The 17,134-nt window shown below is 39.8% G+C and carries 20 protein-coding genes and 1 other annotated feature; of the genes, 13 read left to right on the top strand and 7 right to left on the bottom strand.

Annotated elements, in window-relative coordinates; translation table 11 throughout:
* The first annotated feature begins 456 nt into the window (after positions 1 to 456).
* Genes N8M66_RS01355 through N8M66_RS01345 form a run of 3 tightly spaced genes read left to right on the top strand, consistent with a single transcriptional unit; the run spans position 457 to position 2,586 of the window.
* Positions 457 to 1,098 carry an amino acid ABC transporter permease gene (locus N8M66_RS01355; protein ID WP_261045146.1) on the top strand — a complete coding sequence of 214 codons (642 nt, stop codon included), beginning with the start codon at positions 457 to 459 and terminating at the stop codon, positions 1,096 to 1,098.
* A 9-nt stretch (positions 1,099 to 1,107) separates the two neighbouring features.
* Positions 1,108 to 1,737, top strand: a complete 630-nt coding sequence (locus N8M66_RS01350) for an amino acid ABC transporter ATP-binding protein (RefSeq protein ID WP_261045144.1) — start codon at positions 1,108 to 1,110, stop codon at positions 1,735 to 1,737.
* A gap of 9 nt (positions 1,738 to 1,746) precedes the next feature.
* Positions 1,747 to 2,586, top strand: coding sequence for an amino acid ABC transporter substrate-binding protein (locus N8M66_RS01345; protein WP_261045143.1), 840 nt, complete (start codon positions 1,747 to 1,749; stop codon positions 2,584 to 2,586).
* A gap of 60 nt (positions 2,587 to 2,646) precedes the next feature.
* Here N8M66_RS01345 and lysS read toward each other — a convergent pair whose 3' ends face one another.
* From lysS to N8M66_RS01320, 5 genes are all read right to left on the bottom strand, one after another.
* Positions 2,647 to 4,137 carry a lysine--tRNA ligase gene (lysS, locus tag N8M66_RS01340; RefSeq protein WP_094753782.1) on the bottom strand — a complete coding sequence of 497 codons (1,491 nt, stop codon included), beginning with the start codon at positions 4,135 to 4,137 and terminating at the stop codon, positions 2,647 to 2,649.
* Positions 4,138 to 4,274: 137 nt separating this feature from the next.
* Positions 4,275 to 4,892 carry a histidine phosphatase family protein gene (locus N8M66_RS01335; protein ID WP_261045141.1) on the bottom strand — a complete coding sequence of 206 codons (618 nt, stop codon included), beginning with the start codon at positions 4,890 to 4,892 and terminating at the stop codon, positions 4,275 to 4,277.
* On the bottom strand, positions 4,892 to 5,374 hold the full coding sequence (locus N8M66_RS01330) for an aminoacyl-tRNA deacylase (RefSeq protein ID WP_261045140.1): 483 nt from the start codon (positions 5,372 to 5,374) through the stop codon (positions 4,892 to 4,894). The genes N8M66_RS01335 and N8M66_RS01330 overlap by 1 nt, the downstream gene beginning before the upstream one ends.
* Complete coding sequence (locus N8M66_RS01325) at positions 5,374 to 6,216, bottom strand: DUF368 domain-containing protein (protein WP_261045138.1); 843 nt, start codon at positions 6,214 to 6,216, stop codon at positions 5,374 to 5,376. Before N8M66_RS01325 ends, N8M66_RS01330 begins: the two co-directional genes overlap by 1 nt.
* Positions 6,217 to 6,310: 94 nt before the next feature.
* Positions 6,311 to 7,111, bottom strand: coding sequence for a glycoside hydrolase family 25 protein (locus N8M66_RS01320; RefSeq protein ID WP_261045136.1), 801 nt, complete (start codon positions 7,109 to 7,111; stop codon positions 6,311 to 6,313).
* Positions 7,112 to 7,265: 154 nt separating this feature from the next.
* On the opposite strand from N8M66_RS01320, the gene glmU reads away from it, so the two are divergent.
* From glmU to N8M66_RS01285, 7 genes are all read left to right on the top strand, one after another.
* Positions 7,266 to 8,645, top strand: a complete 1,380-nt coding sequence (gene glmU, locus N8M66_RS01315; RefSeq protein ID WP_261045135.1) for a bifunctional UDP-N-acetylglucosamine diphosphorylase/glucosamine-1-phosphate N-acetyltransferase GlmU — start codon at positions 7,266 to 7,268, stop codon at positions 8,643 to 8,645.
* A 9-nt stretch (positions 8,646 to 8,654) separates the two neighbouring features.
* Complete coding sequence (locus N8M66_RS01310) at positions 8,655 to 9,200, top strand: NUDIX hydrolase (RefSeq protein ID WP_000393816.1); 546 nt, start codon at positions 8,655 to 8,657, stop codon at positions 9,198 to 9,200.
* A gap of 11 nt (positions 9,201 to 9,211) precedes the next feature.
* On the top strand, positions 9,212 to 9,523 hold the full coding sequence (gene macP, locus N8M66_RS01305; RefSeq protein ID WP_000517862.1) for a cell wall synthase accessory phosphoprotein MacP: 312 nt from the start codon (positions 9,212 to 9,214) through the stop codon (positions 9,521 to 9,523).
* 16 nt (positions 9,524 to 9,539) lie between these two features.
* Complete coding sequence (locus N8M66_RS01300; protein WP_261045133.1) at positions 9,540 to 10,232, top strand: 5'-methylthioadenosine/adenosylhomocysteine nucleosidase; 693 nt, start codon at positions 9,540 to 9,542, stop codon at positions 10,230 to 10,232.
* A gap of 76 nt (positions 10,233 to 10,308) precedes the next feature.
* On the top strand, positions 10,309 to 10,800 hold the full coding sequence (gene rocS / locus N8M66_RS01295; RefSeq protein WP_000021242.1) for a chromosome segregation protein RocS: 492 nt from the start codon (positions 10,309 to 10,311) through the stop codon (positions 10,798 to 10,800).
* 98 nt (positions 10,801 to 10,898) lie between these two features.
* Positions 10,899 to 11,489, top strand: coding sequence for a 3'-5' exonuclease (locus N8M66_RS01290; protein WP_261045132.1), 591 nt, complete (start codon positions 10,899 to 10,901; stop codon positions 11,487 to 11,489).
* Between the two features lie 8 nt (positions 11,490 to 11,497).
* Positions 11,498 to 13,261 carry a glycerophosphodiester phosphodiesterase gene (locus tag N8M66_RS01285; protein ID WP_261045130.1) on the top strand — a complete coding sequence of 588 codons (1,764 nt, stop codon included), beginning with the start codon at positions 11,498 to 11,500 and terminating at the stop codon, positions 13,259 to 13,261.
* A gap of 101 nt (positions 13,262 to 13,362) precedes the next feature.
* On the opposite strand, the gene N8M66_RS01280 is transcribed toward N8M66_RS01285, so the two are convergent.
* Together N8M66_RS01280 and N8M66_RS01275 are read right to left on the bottom strand one after the other, a co-directional pair.
* Positions 13,363 to 14,445: a DEAD/DEAH box helicase gene (locus N8M66_RS01280; RefSeq protein WP_261045127.1), complete on the bottom strand. Its 1,083-nt coding sequence runs from the start codon at positions 14,443 to 14,445 to the stop codon at positions 13,363 to 13,365.
* A complete protein-coding gene (locus N8M66_RS01275; protein WP_261045126.1) occupies positions 14,442 to 15,419 on the bottom strand; it encodes a Gfo/Idh/MocA family protein in 978 nt (325 codons plus the stop codon). The genes N8M66_RS01280 and N8M66_RS01275 overlap by 4 nt, the downstream gene beginning before the upstream one ends.
* A gap of 153 nt (positions 15,420 to 15,572) precedes the next feature.
* Between N8M66_RS01275 and N8M66_RS01270 the strand changes: the two genes are divergently transcribed.
* The 3 genes from N8M66_RS01270 (at position 15,573) to N8M66_RS01260 (ending at position 17,122) form a co-directional block, all read left to right on the top strand.
* Complete coding sequence (locus N8M66_RS01270; RefSeq protein WP_261045471.1) at positions 15,573 to 16,265, top strand: YoaK family protein; 693 nt, start codon at positions 15,573 to 15,575, stop codon at positions 16,263 to 16,265.
* A gap of 58 nt (positions 16,266 to 16,323) precedes the next feature.
* Positions 16,324 to 16,411, top strand: a sequence feature (ribosomal protein L21 leader region).
* Positions 16,412 to 16,447: 36 nt separating this feature from the next.
* Positions 16,448 to 16,762, top strand: a complete 315-nt coding sequence (gene rplU / locus N8M66_RS01265; RefSeq protein WP_000109141.1) for a 50S ribosomal protein L21 — start codon at positions 16,448 to 16,450, stop codon at positions 16,760 to 16,762.
* 15 nt (positions 16,763 to 16,777) lie between these two features.
* Positions 16,778 to 17,122, top strand: a complete 345-nt coding sequence (locus tag N8M66_RS01260) for a ribosomal-processing cysteine protease Prp (protein WP_000613699.1) — start codon at positions 16,778 to 16,780, stop codon at positions 17,120 to 17,122.
* The last annotated feature ends 12 nt before the right edge of the window (positions 17,123 to 17,134 follow it).

The following is a 17,134-nucleotide window of genomic DNA, read 5'->3' as shown; positions in this document are numbered from 1 at the left end:
ATTATGTTGGTAATTTATTCACCATTTTTCCGTTATTTTTGATATCAGTTGGGGGATTATCTTTATTGGCTTGAGTTGAATTCGCTTATCGTAATTTGCAACGATATAAAGAAATTAAAAAGTCCTTATCTTTCTTTTGGATTGTATTGTATTTGTACAAATTTTGAAGATACCTTGGGTATGATTTTACTATCACCCTTTATCTTTGTTTCCTTGCCACTCTATGCTTATTTACTCCTTGGTTTATTTATCTTTTTTTGGGGGCATGAGTCTTGCTATGGATGATTCTATGTCTCTTTTGTTAAAGGAAAGCTAAGACCGAGAAAGGACACATTTCGTCCTTTCTTTTTTTGATAGGTATAGTTTTTCTTTTTAAAGAGAATTTTTTTACAAAAATCCTTGGTTATTTCGTTTATTTATGCTATAATAGGAACAATTATTTTTAGGAGGTGCAGTATGTCTTATTTGTTTGAGATATTACCGAGTTTATTGAGCGGTGCAAGCATGACTTTGCAGGTTTTTGCACTGGTCTTGATCTTTTCTATTCCCTTGGGCGTTTTGATTGCCTTTGCCTTGCAAGTCCATTGGAAGCCCCTCCATCATCTGATTAACATTTATATCTGGATTATGCGGGGGACACCCTTGCTCTTGCAATTGATCTTTATCTATTATGTGCTCCCAAGTATTGGGATTCGTTTGGATCGCCTTCCTGCGGCCATCATTGCCTTTGTTCTCAATTATGCAGCTTACTTTGCTGAAATCTTCCGTGGGGGGATTGCTACCATTTCTAAAGGTCAATATGAAGCTGCTAAGGTCTTGAAGTTTGGTTCTTTTGACACAGTTCGCTATATTATCTTGCCTCAGGTGACCAAGATTGTTCTTCCTAGTGTCTTTAATGAGGTTATGAGTTTGGTCAAGGATACTTCTCTGGTCTATGCTCTAGGAATTTCAGACCTTATCTTGGCTAGTCGAACAGCTGCCAACCGTGATGCTAGTCTGGTTCCTATGTTCTTGGCAGGAGCCATTTACTTGATTTTGATTGGGATTGTGACAATCATTTCCAAAAAAGTTGAGAAGAAGTACAGTTACTATAGATAGGAGGCTGCCATGTTAGAATTACGAAATATTAATAAAGGATTTGGTGAAAAGCAAATTTTGTCCAATTTCAGTCTAAAAATTCCTGAAAAGCAAATCCTGGCTATCGTTGGACCTTCTGGTGGAGGTAAGACGACTCTCTTACGCATGCTTGCGGGTCTGGAAACCATTGATTCAGGGCAAATCTTTTATAATGAAGAACCTTTAGAACTGGATGAACTGGAGAAGCGCAATCTACTGGGATTTGTATTCCAAGATTTTCAACTTTTCCCTCATTTATCAGTTTTAGATAATTTGACTTTATCACCTGTGAAAACAATGGGAATGAAGCAGGAAGAGGCAGAGAAGAAGGCGCGTGGACTCTTGGAACAGTTAGGGCTAGCAGGACATGCAGATGCTTATCCATTTTCACTATCAGGTGGGCAAAAGCAGCGGGTTGCCTTGGCTCGTGCTATGATGATTGACCCGGAAATCATAGGTTACGATGAACCAACTTCTGCCCTAGATCCTGAATTACGCTTGGAAGTGGAAAAACTAATCTTGCAAAATAGGGAACTTGGCATGACGCAGATTGTGGTTACCCATGATTTGCAGTTTGCGGAAAATATCGCAGATCAGATTCTCAAGGTTGAACCCAAGTAGGAGGTGCCAATGACTAATAAGAAAATTGCTTTAGTATTGGTTTCTCTCCTGACTCTCTTTTTAACGGCTTGTACTCAGAAGGCTAGTGATCCAAAGCAGGATAACTGGGATAAGTATCAAGAGCAGGGGACCATTACTATTGGTTTTGATAATACCTTTGTACCCATGGGATTTGAAGAAAAGAATGGTCAATATACAGGCTTTGATATCGACTTAGCACAAGCTGTCTCAGAAAAATTAGGCTTCAAAGTGCAATTCCAGCCAATCGACTGGGATATGAAGGAGACGGAACTGCAAAATGGAACCATAGACGCCATCTGGAATGGCTATTCTGCCACTGATGAACGCCGAGAGAAGGTTGCCTTTAGCATGCCATATATGGAAAATCAGCAAGTTTTAGTTGCGAAGAAAAGCCAGCAGATTCATTCGGTAGAGGATATGAAGGATAAGACCTTGGGAGCCCAAGCCGGTTCCTCTGGTTATTTGGATTTTGAAGCCCAGCCAGATTTACTGAAAAATCGTGTAAAAGACCAGAAGGCCAATCAGTACCAGAGTTTCAATGAAGCCTTGATTGATTTGAAAAATGACCGGATTGATGCCTTGTTGATTGACCGGGTTTATGCTAATTATTATCTCCAGTCTGAAGGTATATTAAGTGACTACAATGTCTTTTCAACAGGATTTGAAAGTGAATCCTTTGCTGTCGGAGTTAGACCAGCAGACAAGAGATTACTACAAGCTTTAAACCAAGCATTTATTGCACTATACCAAGAAGGAAAGTTCCAAGAGATTAGCCAGAAATGGTTTGGAGAAGAAGTAGCAACCAAAGAGGTGAAAAGTAGAGATTGAGTTTTCCTCAGTCTCTTTTTGCATCAAAAAATCCTCTGGCAAGTACCAGAGGATAAGAGTTTATTTCATTGTTGGGAAGAGCAATACATCACGGATAGTGGTTGTATCAGTGAGGAGCATGCAGAGACGGTCGATACCGATTCCCAAACCACCTGTTGGTGGCATACCATATTCAAGAGCTTCAATGTAATCGTAGTCGATACCTGTTGCCTCATCGTCACCAAGTTCTTTAGCTTTAGCTTGGGCTTCAAAACGGCTAAGTTGGTCGATTGGATCGTTCAACTCAGTAAAGGCATTACCGTACTCCTTAGTCATGATGAAGAGTTCAAAACGGTCAGTAAAGCGTTCGTCTTCAGGGTTCTTTTTAGCCAGTGGAGATACAGCTACTGGATGTCCATATACAAAGGTTGGTTGGATCAAGGTTTCTTCAACAAACTCTTCAAAGAAGGCATTGATAATGTGACCAACTTCAGTGTAGTGTTTCTCAACTGGAACTTTCTTTTCAGCAGCGATAGCTTTAGCCTCTTCCAAAGTCATGTCTTGCCAGAAATCTACACCAGTAATTTCTTTGATGGCATCCACCATGTGAACACGTTTAAATGGTTCGTTAATCTTGATTTCAGTACCTTGATAGTTAACTGGGCCATCGCCTTTGACTGATTTAGCAGCGTGTTGGATAATACCTTCAGTCAAGTCCATGATGTCTTGGAAGTCTGCATAAGCTTGGTAAACTTCGATGGAAGTAAACTCCGGGTTATGAGTAGCATCCATTCCTTCGTTACGGAAGATACGGCCAATTTCATAGACACGTTCCATACCACCAACGATAAGGCGTTTCAAGTGAAGCTCAGTCGCGATACGAAGCACCATGTCAATATTTTGGGCATTATGGTGGGTGATAAATGGACGGGCAGAAGCACCACCGGCTTCATTATGAAGAACAGGTGTTTCCACTTCAAGGAAGCCTTTTTGGTCAAGGTAACGACGGATTTCAGAGATGATCTTTGAACGAGTGACAAAACGCTCAAAACTTTCGCGATTAGAAATTAAGTCTAGGTAACGTTTACGGTAAATTGTTTCAACATCTGTCAAACCGTGGAATTTCTCAGGAAGTGGGCGAAGTGCTTTAGACAAGTGAGTGATGTGAGTAGCTTTGATAGAGAGTTCTCCCATATCTGTACGCATCACTTCACCTTCGACACCAAGGAAGTCACCAAGGTCTGCTTTTTTGAAGATTTCGTAGTTTTCTTCACCGACAGCATCTTTACGTACGTAGATTTGAATCTGCCCTTCGCGGTCTTGAAGGTGGGCAAATCCTACTTTACCTTTACCACGTTTGGTTACCAAGCGTCCTGCGATAGTAGCTGTTTCGTTTTTATCATGTAATTGTTCTTTATCGAGGTCGGCATATTTATCTTTTAATTCTTGTGAATTTGCAGTACGTTCAAAACGTTTTCCGAAGGGATCGATTCCTTGTTCACGGAGCGCAGCCATTTTTTCACGGCGAACGATCTGCTGGTCATTTAGTTCTTCCATATGTTCTGTAGACATGGGATCCTCCTAGTTTTACTCAAAATTGAATACGATGAGTCATTTTTTGCGATACTCCCATTTTATCATAAATAACCAAGAAATTCACGGATAATCTTTAAAAACTAAAAAGAACTTGACGCTAAAATCAAGTTCTGTTATTGATAGGAGGTATCATTCCACGTATCAAGAGTGAATGTTTCAAAATCATGGGTTTCAAGGATGGTCAGGCTGGTATTTGCTAGACCGCCATCTTTACGAAGAAGAGGCTCTTTGTAACCTAGAAGAGTACGAAGACTGGCAGTAAGATTGGCGCCGTGCCCGACAATTAGAATACGCTCAGCCGGACTATCTTTGAGTGATTTGATAAATTGGATGGTCCGTTGGGTTGTGCTATAGAGGGATTCAGCTCCGAACATTTGAGTGTTAAACTTGGCAAGATTCGTACGGAAAGCTTTGATTTGTTGCGGGTAAATAGCTTCCAAGGTTGCAATTTTCAAACCTTCCAACTTTCCCAGCTGCCATTCACGGAGGTTAGGAACGCTTTCTAAAGGACAGGGAGTCTGCAGTTGACTTTGAATAATCTCAGCAGATTTGAACGCTCGAGGTAAATCACTTGAATAAATCTGATCAAAAGGAATATCCTTAAGATATTGACCTAGTTGTTTTAGGGTTTCAATGGATTCAGGAAGAAGGGGAGAATCTCCACTGGCACCTTGAAAGCGACCTTCTTGGTTCCAGAGGGTACGACCATGGCGGACAAAGTAGAGTTTCATTATTGGCTGTCCTCCAAGATATCTGCAAAGTCAGCTTTTACAAAGTTAGCCAAGTCTTGTGGAGCGACGATAATGCTGTGACCGACCTCGCCAGCAGAGGCAATCATTTGTTCCAAGTCTAGGGCAATCTTATCGATAAAAATGGGATAATTATGTTTCTGACGAATACCGACAGGATTATTGGCTCCATGAATATAACCTGTTGTTTTTTCCAAGTCCTTTTGTGGAATCATGCTCACTTTTTTATTGCCAGAAATTTTGGCTAGTTTCTTTTCAGACAAATGTTGAGTGATAGGGACAATTCCGATAATTGGTCCTGTTTTATCTCCCAAAAGAGCCAAGGTTTTGAAAATCTGATTTCGTTCATAACCTTGAGGAAGCTCTCCTTCCAGGGCATTGATTTGAATCCCCTGATGTGGGATACCTGCTTTGGACAGGATTTGTTCCACCAATGTTTTTTTGACTTTAACTTTTTTTGCCATTATTTATACTTATCCTCCAATTGGCTCATCCAAATACCAAGCCAGATTCCCAGTGCAAAGAAGAAGGCGATGATGACATACCCAACAAGAGAAATACCGGTGTACTGGATACTTTCAGCATTTCCTGCATTTGGAATCAAGATCAAAAGGGTACTTGAAAGGACGATACCGATGATGAAATGATAGACGCGTGAGTGGTAGTTGTTTAAGGCATAATCCATCATTTTTGAAAAAACGATGAGAGTTGCACCTGCACCGATTCCAATCGGGAAGAAGGTTCCCAAGAGGTCAAAGGTTTTAAAACCAGTCAACATAGGAGCATAGAGCCCCAAAATCAAAAGTAGGTTTGATGGACTGAGGCCAGGAACTAATACGCCAAGAGCCAGCAGTGTACCAGCTAGGACGAAATTAAGAAAGCTGGCGCTCAAGGTTCCAACGACAAAATTTAAGGCATAGAGTCCTAATCCAGAAATGATAAAGGTTATCCAGAACCAGACTAAATCAATCTTGTCTCGATCAGATTCTCGAGTTGATTCTTTGAGGAGGCTAGGAACTGTACCAATGATAGCTCCTGCAAAGCTCCATAAGACAAAGACCTGATAATTTTCAAGCAGGTATTCAATCGGGTAGGAAAATAAGCCGATTCCCAGAAGCATACCAATGGCAACTGGAATAAAGTACAAAACATTTTCTTTAAAGTCTTTAAAGGGATGAGCCAGAAAACCAATCATTCGTTCATAAATTCCTAAGATTGCTGCTAGAACCCCTCCGGAAATTCCTGGTAAGATAAATCCCAGAGCAATGACAATCCCTTTAATAACGCGTGCTAACCATGAGAGCATATTTTTCCTCCAACTATTTCTATTTCAAAAAATCCTTACTATATTGTATCACAATCTAAAACAAAAAGAAAAAGCAAATGAGAAACAAATGCTTTTAAGGTTTTAAAAAGAGTTTTCTAAAGGTTTCTTCTTTATTTTTTAAAGAAGAGATGACGTTGATATCCAAATCGTGGTCAAAGCCAGCAATTTTTCCTTTAGAAGTGTACTGGTGAATGTCATAATCTATATCAGTCTTAGGAGTTGCCTCGTAAAATCCTGAGTCAGAACCATAGGAAGGAATCCACACAGACGTAAACTTATCAGTATCAATACTGTGTTCTTCCATGAAGTATACTCCTACGTAGATTCCGATATTTTTAGCACCTAGTGATTCTAGTTTTGCACGAAAGGCTTCAACACCTTCGTTCATATTGGACATGGTTTTTTCTTCCACATCTAGCCAATAGTAGCTAGGGTTGTATGGAGATGCGGAGTTATAAAAACTTTCAGCAGCTTTTTCCATTTCTTGGATACTTTTACCTGCCACATAAGCGTAGACACCTACTGGGACATTTCGTTTTTGAAACTCGGTAATATGGTTTTTAAAAGCTTTATCTACCCCATTAACAAAGGAAGCATCGTTCTCTTTGGACGTTTGAGCACCACTATGAACACGAACGATGGCTCCAGAAATGTTTTGGGAAAGAGTATCGTAATTAATTTCTTCAGGCCGTTGCCAACCAGAAACATCAATTACTGGTTTATCTATATTATGTAGTGCTTGTGTTTCTACTTGCGCGATATTTGACTTTGTTTTTACAGGATGATTCTCAAAACGAGGGCGATTTAGGATTAAAATGAAAATCAAAATCCCAAAAAAAACAAATAAAATAAGCGGATTAATTTTCTTTCTCATATCTTATAATTTTACCTTAAAAATGAAAAAAAATCAAAAAAAATACTCAAAAAATGGGTTAAGAAAGGACTTTAGAGCATTTTTTCATTCAAGAGCGCGGAATGATTTGAAATATGGTATAATAAAAGGGAATTTCTAGAGAAAAGAGAAGATTATGTCAAATTATGCCATTATTTTAGCAGCGGGTAAAGGGACTCGCATGAAATCTGATTTGCCAAAAGTTTTACACAAGGTTGCGGGTATTTCCATGTTGGAACACGTTTTCCGTAGTGTGGGAGCTATCCAGCCTGAAAAGACAGTAACAGTTGTGGGACACAAGGCAGAATTGGTTGAGCAGGTCTTGGCTGGACAGACAGAATTTGTAACTCAATCTGAACAGTTAGGAACTGGTCATGCGGTTATGATGACAGAGCCTATCTTGGAAGGTTTGTCAGGTCACACCTTGGTTATTGCAGGAGATACTCCTTTAATCACTGGTGAAAGCTTGAAAAACTTGATTGATTTCCACATCAATCATAAAAATGTGGCCACTATCTTGACTGCTGAAACAGATAATCCTTTTGGCTATGGACGAATTGTTCGTAATGACAATGCTGAGGTTCTTCGTATTGTTGAGCAAAAGGATGCCACAGATTTTGAAAAACAAATCAAGGAAATCAACACTGGAACTTACGTCTTTGACAACGAGCGTTTGTTTGAGGCTTTGAAAAATATCAATACCAATAACGCTCAAGGTGAATACTATATTACAGATGTCATTGGCATTTTCCGTGAAGCTGGTGAAAAAGTTGGTGCTTATACCTTGAAAGATTTTGATGAGAGTCTTGGGGTAAATGACCGTGTGGCACTTGCGACAGCTGAGTCGGTTATGCGTCGTCGCATCAATCATCAGCACATGGTCAATGGGGTTAGCTTTGTTAATCCAGAATCAACTTATATCGATATTGATGTTGAGATTGCTCCGGAAGTTCAAATCGAAGCCAATGTTACCTTGAAAGGCCAAACGAAAATTGGTCCTGAGACTATTTTGACAAACGGTACTTATGTAGTGGATAGCACTATCGGAGCAGGAGCTGTCATTACTAACTCTATGATTGAAGAGAGTAGTGTTGCAGACGGAGTGACAGTCGGTCCTTATGCCCACATTCGTCCAGGTTCAAGTCTAGCTGCCCAAGTCCATATTGGAAACTTTGTTGAGGTTAAAGGTTCTTCAATCGGTGAGAATACCAAGGCTGGTCATTTGACTTATATCGGAAACTGTGAAGTGGGTAGCCACGTTAATTTTGGTGCAGGAACTATTACAGTCAACTATGATGGTAAAAACAAATACAAGACAGTAATTGGCAACAATGTCTTTGTTGGTTCAAATTCAACCATTATTGCGCCAGTAGAACTTGGTGACAATTCTCTTGTTGGTGCTGGTTCAACTATTACCAAAGACGTGCCAGCGGATGCGATTGCAATTGGTCGTGGTCGTCAGGTCAACAAAGATGAATATGCAACTCGCCTCCCTCATCATCCTAATAATCAGTAGGAGCCTATCATGGAATTTGAAGAAAAAACACTTAGCCGAAAAGAAATCTATCAAGGACCAATTTTTAAACTGGTCCAAGATCAGGTTGAGTTACCAGAAGGCAAGGGAACTGCCCAACGTGATTTGATTTTCCACAATGGAGCTGTCTGTGTTTTAGCTGTAACGGATGAGCAAAAACTCATCTTGGTAAAGCAGTACCGCAAAGCTATTGAGGCTGTCTCTTACGAAATTCCAGCTGGGAAATTGGAGGTAGGAGAAAATACAGACCCTGTCGCAGCTGCCCTTCGTGAATTAGAGGAAGAAACAGCCTATACAGGGAAGTTAGAACTCTTGTATGACTTTTATTCAGCCATTGGCTTTTGTAATGAAAAGTTAAAACTATATCTAGCAAGCGATTTGACAAAGGTGGAAAATCCGCGTCCCCAGGATGAAGACGAAACCTTGGAAGTCCTTGAAGTGAGTCTAGAAGAAGCTAAGGAATTGATCCAATCAGGTCATATTTGTGATGCCAAGACAATTATGGCTGTTCAGTATTGGGAATTGCACAAAAAATAGAGGAGGTCAGTATGGGTAAACCTTTATTAACGGATGAAATGATTGAAAGAGCTAATAGAGGCGAAAAAATTTCAGGTCCCCCTTTGCTAGATGATGAGGAGACCAAGATTTTACCAACCTCATCTTCCCGTTTTGGTTATGCCAATCCTAAGGAACATGGTTTTAGCCAGGAAACCTTGAAGATTCAGGTCGAACCGTCTATTCATAAAAGCCGTCGCATTGAAAATACCAAGAGAAATGTCTTCAATTCTAAGTTAAATAAAATCTTATTTGCAGTCATCTTTCTCTTGATTTTGCTTGTCTTAGCAATGAAACTTTTGTAATAGAAAAGGAATTGAAATGAAAATAGGAATTATTGCGGCTATGCCAGAAGAACTGGCTTATCTGGTCCAGCATTTAGACAATGCCCAAGAGCAAGTTGTTTTGGGGAATACCTATCACACAGGAACCATTGCCTCTCATGAAGTCGTTCTTGTAGAAAGTGGAATTGGTAAGGTCATGTCTGCTATGAGTGTGGCGATTTTAGCTGATCATTTCCAAGTGGATGCTCTTATCAATACGGGGTCAGCTGGGGCAGTAGCAGAAGGGATTGCTGTTGGGGATGTCGTGATTGCTGACAAATTAGCCTATCATGATGTGGATGTCACAGCTTTTGGTTATGCTTATGGACAAATGGCGCAACAACCACTTTATTTCGAATCAGACAAAGCCTTTGTTGCCGAAATTCAAGAGAGTCTATCTCAATTGGACCAAAACTGGCATCTTGGTTTGATTGCTACAGGAGATAGTTTTGTTGCAGGAAATGACAAGATAGAAGCGATTAAGTCCCATTTCCCAGAAGTTTTAGCAGTTGAGATGGAGGGAGCGGCTATTGCTCAGGCAGCGCATGCTCTTAATCTTCCAGTCTTAGTTATCCGAGCTATGAGTGACAATGCCAACCATGAAGCAAACATCTCTTTTGATGAGTTTATTATCGAAGCTGGAAGTCGCTCTGCCCAAGTCTTACTAGCCTTTTTGAAGGCCTTAGATTAAGCGGAAATTTGACAGTTTATCTAGCTTATGATAAGATTTAAGTAAAGAAAAGCTAGAAAACGTTTCAGAGGATATTATGAGTATTGAAATGACCGTCAGTGAGATTGCAGAGGTCTTAGGATTATCTCGCCAAGCAATCAATAACCGTGTCAAAGAATTACCAGAAGAAGACACAGATAAAAATGACAAAGGGGTAACAGTCGTTACCAGAAGTGGCTTGATTAAGCTAGAAGAAATCTATAAAAAAACGATTTTTGAAGATGAGCCTGTCAGTGAAGATGTCAAGCAACGTGAACTGATGGAGATTCTAGTGGATGAGAAGAATGCAGAAATTCTTCGTCTTTATGAACAATTAAAAGCCAAGGATCGTCAGTTATCAGAAAAAGACGAGCAGATGCGTATCAAAGACCGTCAGATTGCTGAGAAAGATAAACAACTCGATCAGCAGCAACAATTGACCCTTCAAGCCATGAAGGATCAAGAAAATCTTAAGCTAGAGCTGGACCAAGCAAAAGAAGAAGTCCAATCCACTAAGAAAGGCTTTTTTGCTCGTTTATTTGGGGGATAATCAAGGAGCTGTTAAGGTTAGTTGCTAACCTGATGGCTTCTTTTGTTTCTAAATAGTATAGTTGCTCAAGTAAAATAACAGTATAGGAGAGGTAGAAAATGGAACGATTAGAAGATTACATTGCTTTCGATTTAGAATTTAATCAGCACGAAGGACAAACACACTTGATTCAAGTATCGGCAGTGCGTTTTAGAGATGGTCAGGAAATCGATGCCTATGATTCCTATGTTCATACGAGTGTGCCTCTAAAAAGTTTTATCAATGGTTTGACTGGGATTACAGCTGAGACCTTAAAAGATGCTCCTCCAGTGGAGAAAGTCATAAAAGAATTCCAAGAGTTTGTGGGTTCTGTACCGATGGTGGGCTACAACGCTGCTAAAAGTGATTTGCCTATTTTAGCAGAGCATGGTTTAGACTACAGCCAGCAGTATAAGGTAGATTTGTATGATGAAGCTTTTGAACGTCGGAGTTCGGATTTACATGGTATTGCCAATCTCAAATTGCAAACAGTTGCCTCGTTTCTTGGATTCCAAGGTCAGTCTCATAATAGCTTGGAGGATGCTCGTATGACGGCGCGTGTGTACGAGTCCTTCTTAGAGTCAGATCAAGCTAGAGAATTGTTAGAGACAGAAAGTAGTCTATCAACCAATCCTTTTGGTGGCTTGGACTTGTCTCAATTATTTGACTAGGAGTGCCTATGAAACCTGAAAAACCTAAAAATCTAGGTTTTAGGAAAATCTACTTTAATCTAGATAAAATTCTCTTCCTCTTTTTCTTGATATTCATGATGATTGAGTTTGTCTGGTTACCACTTAATTCTTGGATTGCTGGACTGTTACTCCGACAGACAGGTTATCTCTTTCTTTCCTACAACAATATTTTTGCCATTATAAAGAGTTCTCCCTTTGTTAGCCTTGCTTTATTTGTTCTGGTAATTGTTAATTTACTGATTGCCTATTACCAGCTAGGACTCCTCTTTATCGGAGCTCGACACCTCCTCTATCATGAAAAGAGAACTCTGCTGGAGTACAGTCGCAAGGTCTTTCGTCAGAGTTTCTTATTCATGAGACAAGTGACGATTTCCAAAATGGCCTTTATTTTCTTTTATGTCATGATGCTCTTTCCATTGATTCGAAAGATTTTAAAGATTTATTACCTCAATAAAATCGTGATTCCGGAATTCATAGTAGCCTATGTGGAAGATAAGTACTGGTTAGTCGGTTTGGTAATCACTGTTCTAGCCTTGCTGCTGTTTTACATTTCAATACGTTTGATGTTTGCCCTACCCCAGCTTTTGTTTGAGAAGAAAACAGTCAAAGAAGCGGTCAGATACAGTATAGAGAAGACCAAAAGGCAATCCTGGTTTTATATTTGGAACTTGCTTTGGATTATCGTCAAAACGTATCTATTTTTCATTCTTCTCTTGATTCCTATCTTAGCAAGTCAGGTATTGATGGATGGATTGACCCATAAGGAATCTCTTGTACTTGGAATTATCAATTTTGTTTTGATCAAGAATTTCCACTATATGGCCTTGACTTATTTCCTTATTAAGTTTGTTTCCTTTTTGACAGGGGAAGAACTAGAAATCACACCAAGGAGAAAGAAAGACCACTGGATGAGATGGGGAGTGATGGGCTGTGCTGCTATCTTTTTTGCTCTTGAGGGGTATGTCTATTTGGAAGCTCCAGTAGCACATAAACCTTTAGTTATTTCTCACAGAGGTGTATCTAATAAGAATGGTGTCCAAAATACTGTCCAATCACTAGAAAGGACATCCCAACTAGGGCCAGACTTTGTTGAGACGGATGTTCAGGAATCAAAAGATGGCCAGTTTGTCATGATGCATGATGCTAATATTAAGAATTTGACAGGAGTCAATGCCAATCCTCAAGATCTAACTTTGGATGAATTAACCAAACTTGATATTTCAGAAAATGGTTATCATAGCAAGGTTTCTAGTTTTGATGCTTATCTCAACAAAGCCAATGAATTGCATCAAAAACTCCTTATTGAAATTAAAACTAGTCGAAAAGATAGTCCAGATATGATGAAACGCTTTATGAACAAATATGGAGCCATCATTAAGCAGAATGGTCATCAAATGCAGTCCTTAGACTATCATGTGATTGACCAGGTGTTGGCCTACGATTCAAAAATTCCAGTCTATTTCATCTTACCTTACAATAGTATCTTTCCAAGAACCAAAGCCACAGGTTACACCATGGAGTATTCAACATTGGACCAAAATTTTGTCAACAAGCTTTGGAATACGGATCAGAAATTGTACGTGTGGACCATCAATAGTTCAGAGTCCTTTGATAAATCTGTTCAGCTAGGAGCGGATGGCATGATAACTGATGACTTGGAAATGGTTCAAGAGCAGGTTACCATTGCACAAGAAGATCCAGAGTACACAGATTTGCTTTTTAAACAAGCAATAGAATTCTTTAATTTTTAGTAAGCAAAAAGAGGAACAGTTGTTCCTCTTTTTGGAGATAAACTCCTTAGAATAAACGTTTCGATGGAATTTATATCAAATAAGGTTGGCAAGAGCCAACCTTATTTGATATAGAGTTCTTGATTTTTTAGGACAATTTCACGTACTCTTGCGAACTTCTTGAGTTTTTTAAGTTCTTCTGGATGAGTGACGAGAGTGATAACATAGCCCTCTTTACCCATGCGACCTGTACGGCCAGCACGGTGAGTGTAGGTTTCACTATCTCTAGGAACATCAAAGTTTACGACACATTCTAGGCTATCAATATCAATCCCACGAGCCAAAAGGTCAGTTGCAAGAAGCAGGGTTAGTTGCTTATCTTTAAACTTTTCTAAGATGACTTTTCTAAATTTAACATTGACATCGCTAGCGAGGGAAATAGCCGAGATATCACGATACTGTAACTTTTCTTCTGCACTTCCAAGATCTGATAGACTGTTAAAGAAGACTAGTCCGCGGAAATCCTCAACATGAGCCAATTTTCGTAGCATATCAACTCGGTGGCGTTGATCTACCTGCATGTAGAAGTGCTGGATGTTGTCCAGTTTTTGGTCAGAGAGGTCAATGGTACGTGTATTAGGCGCAATCTTTTCTTGGTCAAACTTGGTTGTCGCACTCATGTAGACGAGTTGGTGGTCACGTGGTGCGTAGTGAGTGATTTTCTCAACAAAGTGAATCTGAGAATCGTCTAGTAACTGGTCAAATTCATCTAGGATGATGGATTCCACATTCATCATCTTGATTTTTTTCAGTTTAATGAGTTCAAAGATACGGCCAGGGGTTCCAATCAGAATTTCTGGTCCTTTTTTGAGTCGTTCAATTTGGCGTTTCTGACTTGAACCTGATAAGAAGAGCTGGGCTGTCAAGCCAATAGCTTCTGCCCACGTTTTACATACGTCAAAAATCTGTCCAGCAAGCTCCGTATTTGGTGCTAGAATCAAGAGTTGTTGCGCTTTTTTCTTTTGTAGTCGGAGAAGACTTGGGAGGAGGTAAGCTAGGGTCTTACCAGTTCCTGTTGGGCTCACTCCTAGGAGATTTTCTCCTGAAAGAATAGGCTCAAATAGTTGAGTTTGAATGGGTGTAAATTCTTGGAAACCGAGTTGGTCGCTCAGTTCTTGCCATTCAGTTGGTAGTTTGGTTTTCATTTTTCTGCCTCAAATCTAATGCCAGCAGTCTGGCGCATGGTATATAGTAGGTCATGAACAGAGCTTGCATCGTCTAGCCAAGTCTTGTAAAGTGTCTGGTCTGGTTGCTGAATCATCTGTGCAAATGCAGCGACTTCCTCAGTCATCGTATGAGGAGCCTGTTGGATAGGAAGATGGACTTGATTTCCTTGGTGGTCGCTAAAAATAGCTGAGCAAATATGCTCAATCGTGTTGAGGGTCAAGGTTCCATCTGCTGTGTAAATCTCACAAGGAAGATTGGAAGTGATATTTTTCCCAGCCTTGATATGAACTTGAAAGTCTGGGTAGAAGAGGATACCGTCTCCATTTAGGTCAATGCTATTGTCAAGCTGTTGAGTCTGGTAGGTTGCGTCCTGAGCTTTTCCAAAAAGACGAACGGAAGCATAGAGAGGATAAATCCCCAAGTCCATAAGGGCTCCACCAGCAAAACGGTCTGAAAAGACATTTGGTGTCTGACCAGCTAACAAATCTGGCATCTTGGAAGAATACTTGGCATAGTTGAAATCTGCTCCCAACACTTGCTTGTCTGCTAAAAAGTTTTTGATAGTAGTGAAAGCTTTCTCGTGATAATTACGAGCTGCTTCAAAGATAAAACAATTATTTTTCTCAGCTGTTTGAATCAAATCCAGCCATTCTTGTGGCTGAGTGACAGCTGGCTTTTCAAGAATGACATGTTTACCTGCAGACAATGCAGCTTTTGCCTGAGCAAAATGCAAGGAGTTTGGGCTAGCAATATAGACTACATCAAAGGAAGTCTTAAAGAAGTCCTCTAATTGATCGAATAGTTGGATATTTTCATAGCGAGAAGCAAAGGTTGTTGCAGTTTCTAGTTTTCTAGAATAAACTGCGACCAACTGGTATTCTTCACTGGTATGGGCTGCTTCTATGAAATGATGGCTGATAGCACCTGTTCCGATGACACCTAATTTTAGCATAAATACTCCTTTTCCAATTTTAAATCCTTCCTTCATTATAACATAGATAGACGGGACTATCCAACAGGGGATAAAAAATTTCAAATAAGCTACTAGGCCTTTTCCAAAGAAAGTGGTACAATAATGAGATGAGTAAATGAAATGGGAGGAAAAATGAGGTTACTGCCTATAAGAAAAATATCACGTCAGTCTAAGAGGCTAGCGCTTTTTTTGACGTTTTGTGCAGGATATGTAGATGCCTATACGTTTATTGTGCGAGGGAATACTCTTGTAGCTGGACAAACTGGGAATGTCGTATTTCTTTCAGTGGGACTTATTCAACATAATGTGTCAGATGCGAGTGCTAAAGTAATGACCTTGCTAGCTTTTATGATGGGGGTCTTTTTACTAACAGTTTATAAGGAAAAATTGCGAATTGTGAAAAAACCAATTTTGTCACTGATTCCTTTGGCAATCTTATCAATAGTTATCGGTTTTGTGCCGCAGACTGTAGATAATATCTATCTAGTACCGCCCTTGGCCTTTTGTATGGGGTTGGTGACAACCGCTTTTGGAGAAGTATCGGGTATTGCTTATAACAATGCATTTATGACAGGAAATATCAAACGGACCATGCTGGCTTTTGGAGATTATTTCCGGACCAAGCACACTCCTTTTTTGCGTGAAGGTTTCATATTTGTTAGCCTGCTTAGTAGTTTTGTCCTTGGCGTTGTCTTTTCAGCCTATTTGACGATTTTCTATCATGAAAAGACCATTCTTGGTGTTCCTATTATGATGAGTATTTTTTACCTCAGCATGCTTTTTGCATCTTGGCAGAAAAAAGTAAAAGAAAAAGCTTCATTTTAGGTGTTATTACTTGTAAGAAAATAGGAGATATGCTATACTTGAAGAGTTGACTATGCACGATCCTGTGCAACCGCACGAACATCGTTGCTTGATTATTCAAGTTTAAGTGGTTCGTCCCACGATGCTAGGCGAGTCTTCACAAAAAATTCGGGGAAACCCATAAAAATCATAGGAGGTGCATAATGAGCACATACGCAATTATCAAAACTGGCGGAAAACAAGTTAAAGTTGAAGTTGGTCAAGCAGTTTACGTTGAAAAATTGAACGTTGAAGCTGGTCAAGAAGTTACTTTTAACGAAGTTGTTCTTGTTGGTGGTGAAAACACTGTTGTCGGAACTCCACTTGTTGCTGGAGCTACTGTAGTTGGAACTGTTGAAAAACAAGGAAAACAAAAGAAAGTTGTTACTTACAAGTACAAACCTAAAAAAGGTAGCCACCGTAAACAAGGTCACCGTCAACCATATACAAAAGTTGTCATCAACGCAATCAACGCTTAATTTTAAGGAGAACACATGATACAAGCAGTCTTTGAGAGAGCCGAAGATGGCGAGCTGAGGAGTGCGGAAATTACTGGACACGCCGAGAGTGGCGAATACGGCTTAGATGTCGTGTGTGCATCGGTTTCTACGCTTGCCATTAACTTTATCAATTCCATTGAAAAATTTGCAGGCTATGAACCAATCCTAGAATTAAACGAAGATGAAGGTGGTTATCTGATGGTTGAAATTCCAAAAGATCTTCCTTCACACCAGAGAGAAATGACCCAGTTATTCTTTGAATCATTTTTCTTAGGTATGGCAAACTTATCGGAGAACTCTTCTGAGTTCGTCCAAACCAGAGTTATCACAGAAAACTAACACGGAGGAAAA

The organism is Streptococcus mitis (genome assembly GCF_946188585.1).
GTDB lineage: Bacteria > Bacillota > Bacilli > Lactobacillales > Streptococcaceae > Streptococcus > Streptococcus mitis_DG.
Note: the sequence above shows the minus strand (reverse complement) of the source record. Positions and strands in the feature narration are given on the sequence as shown.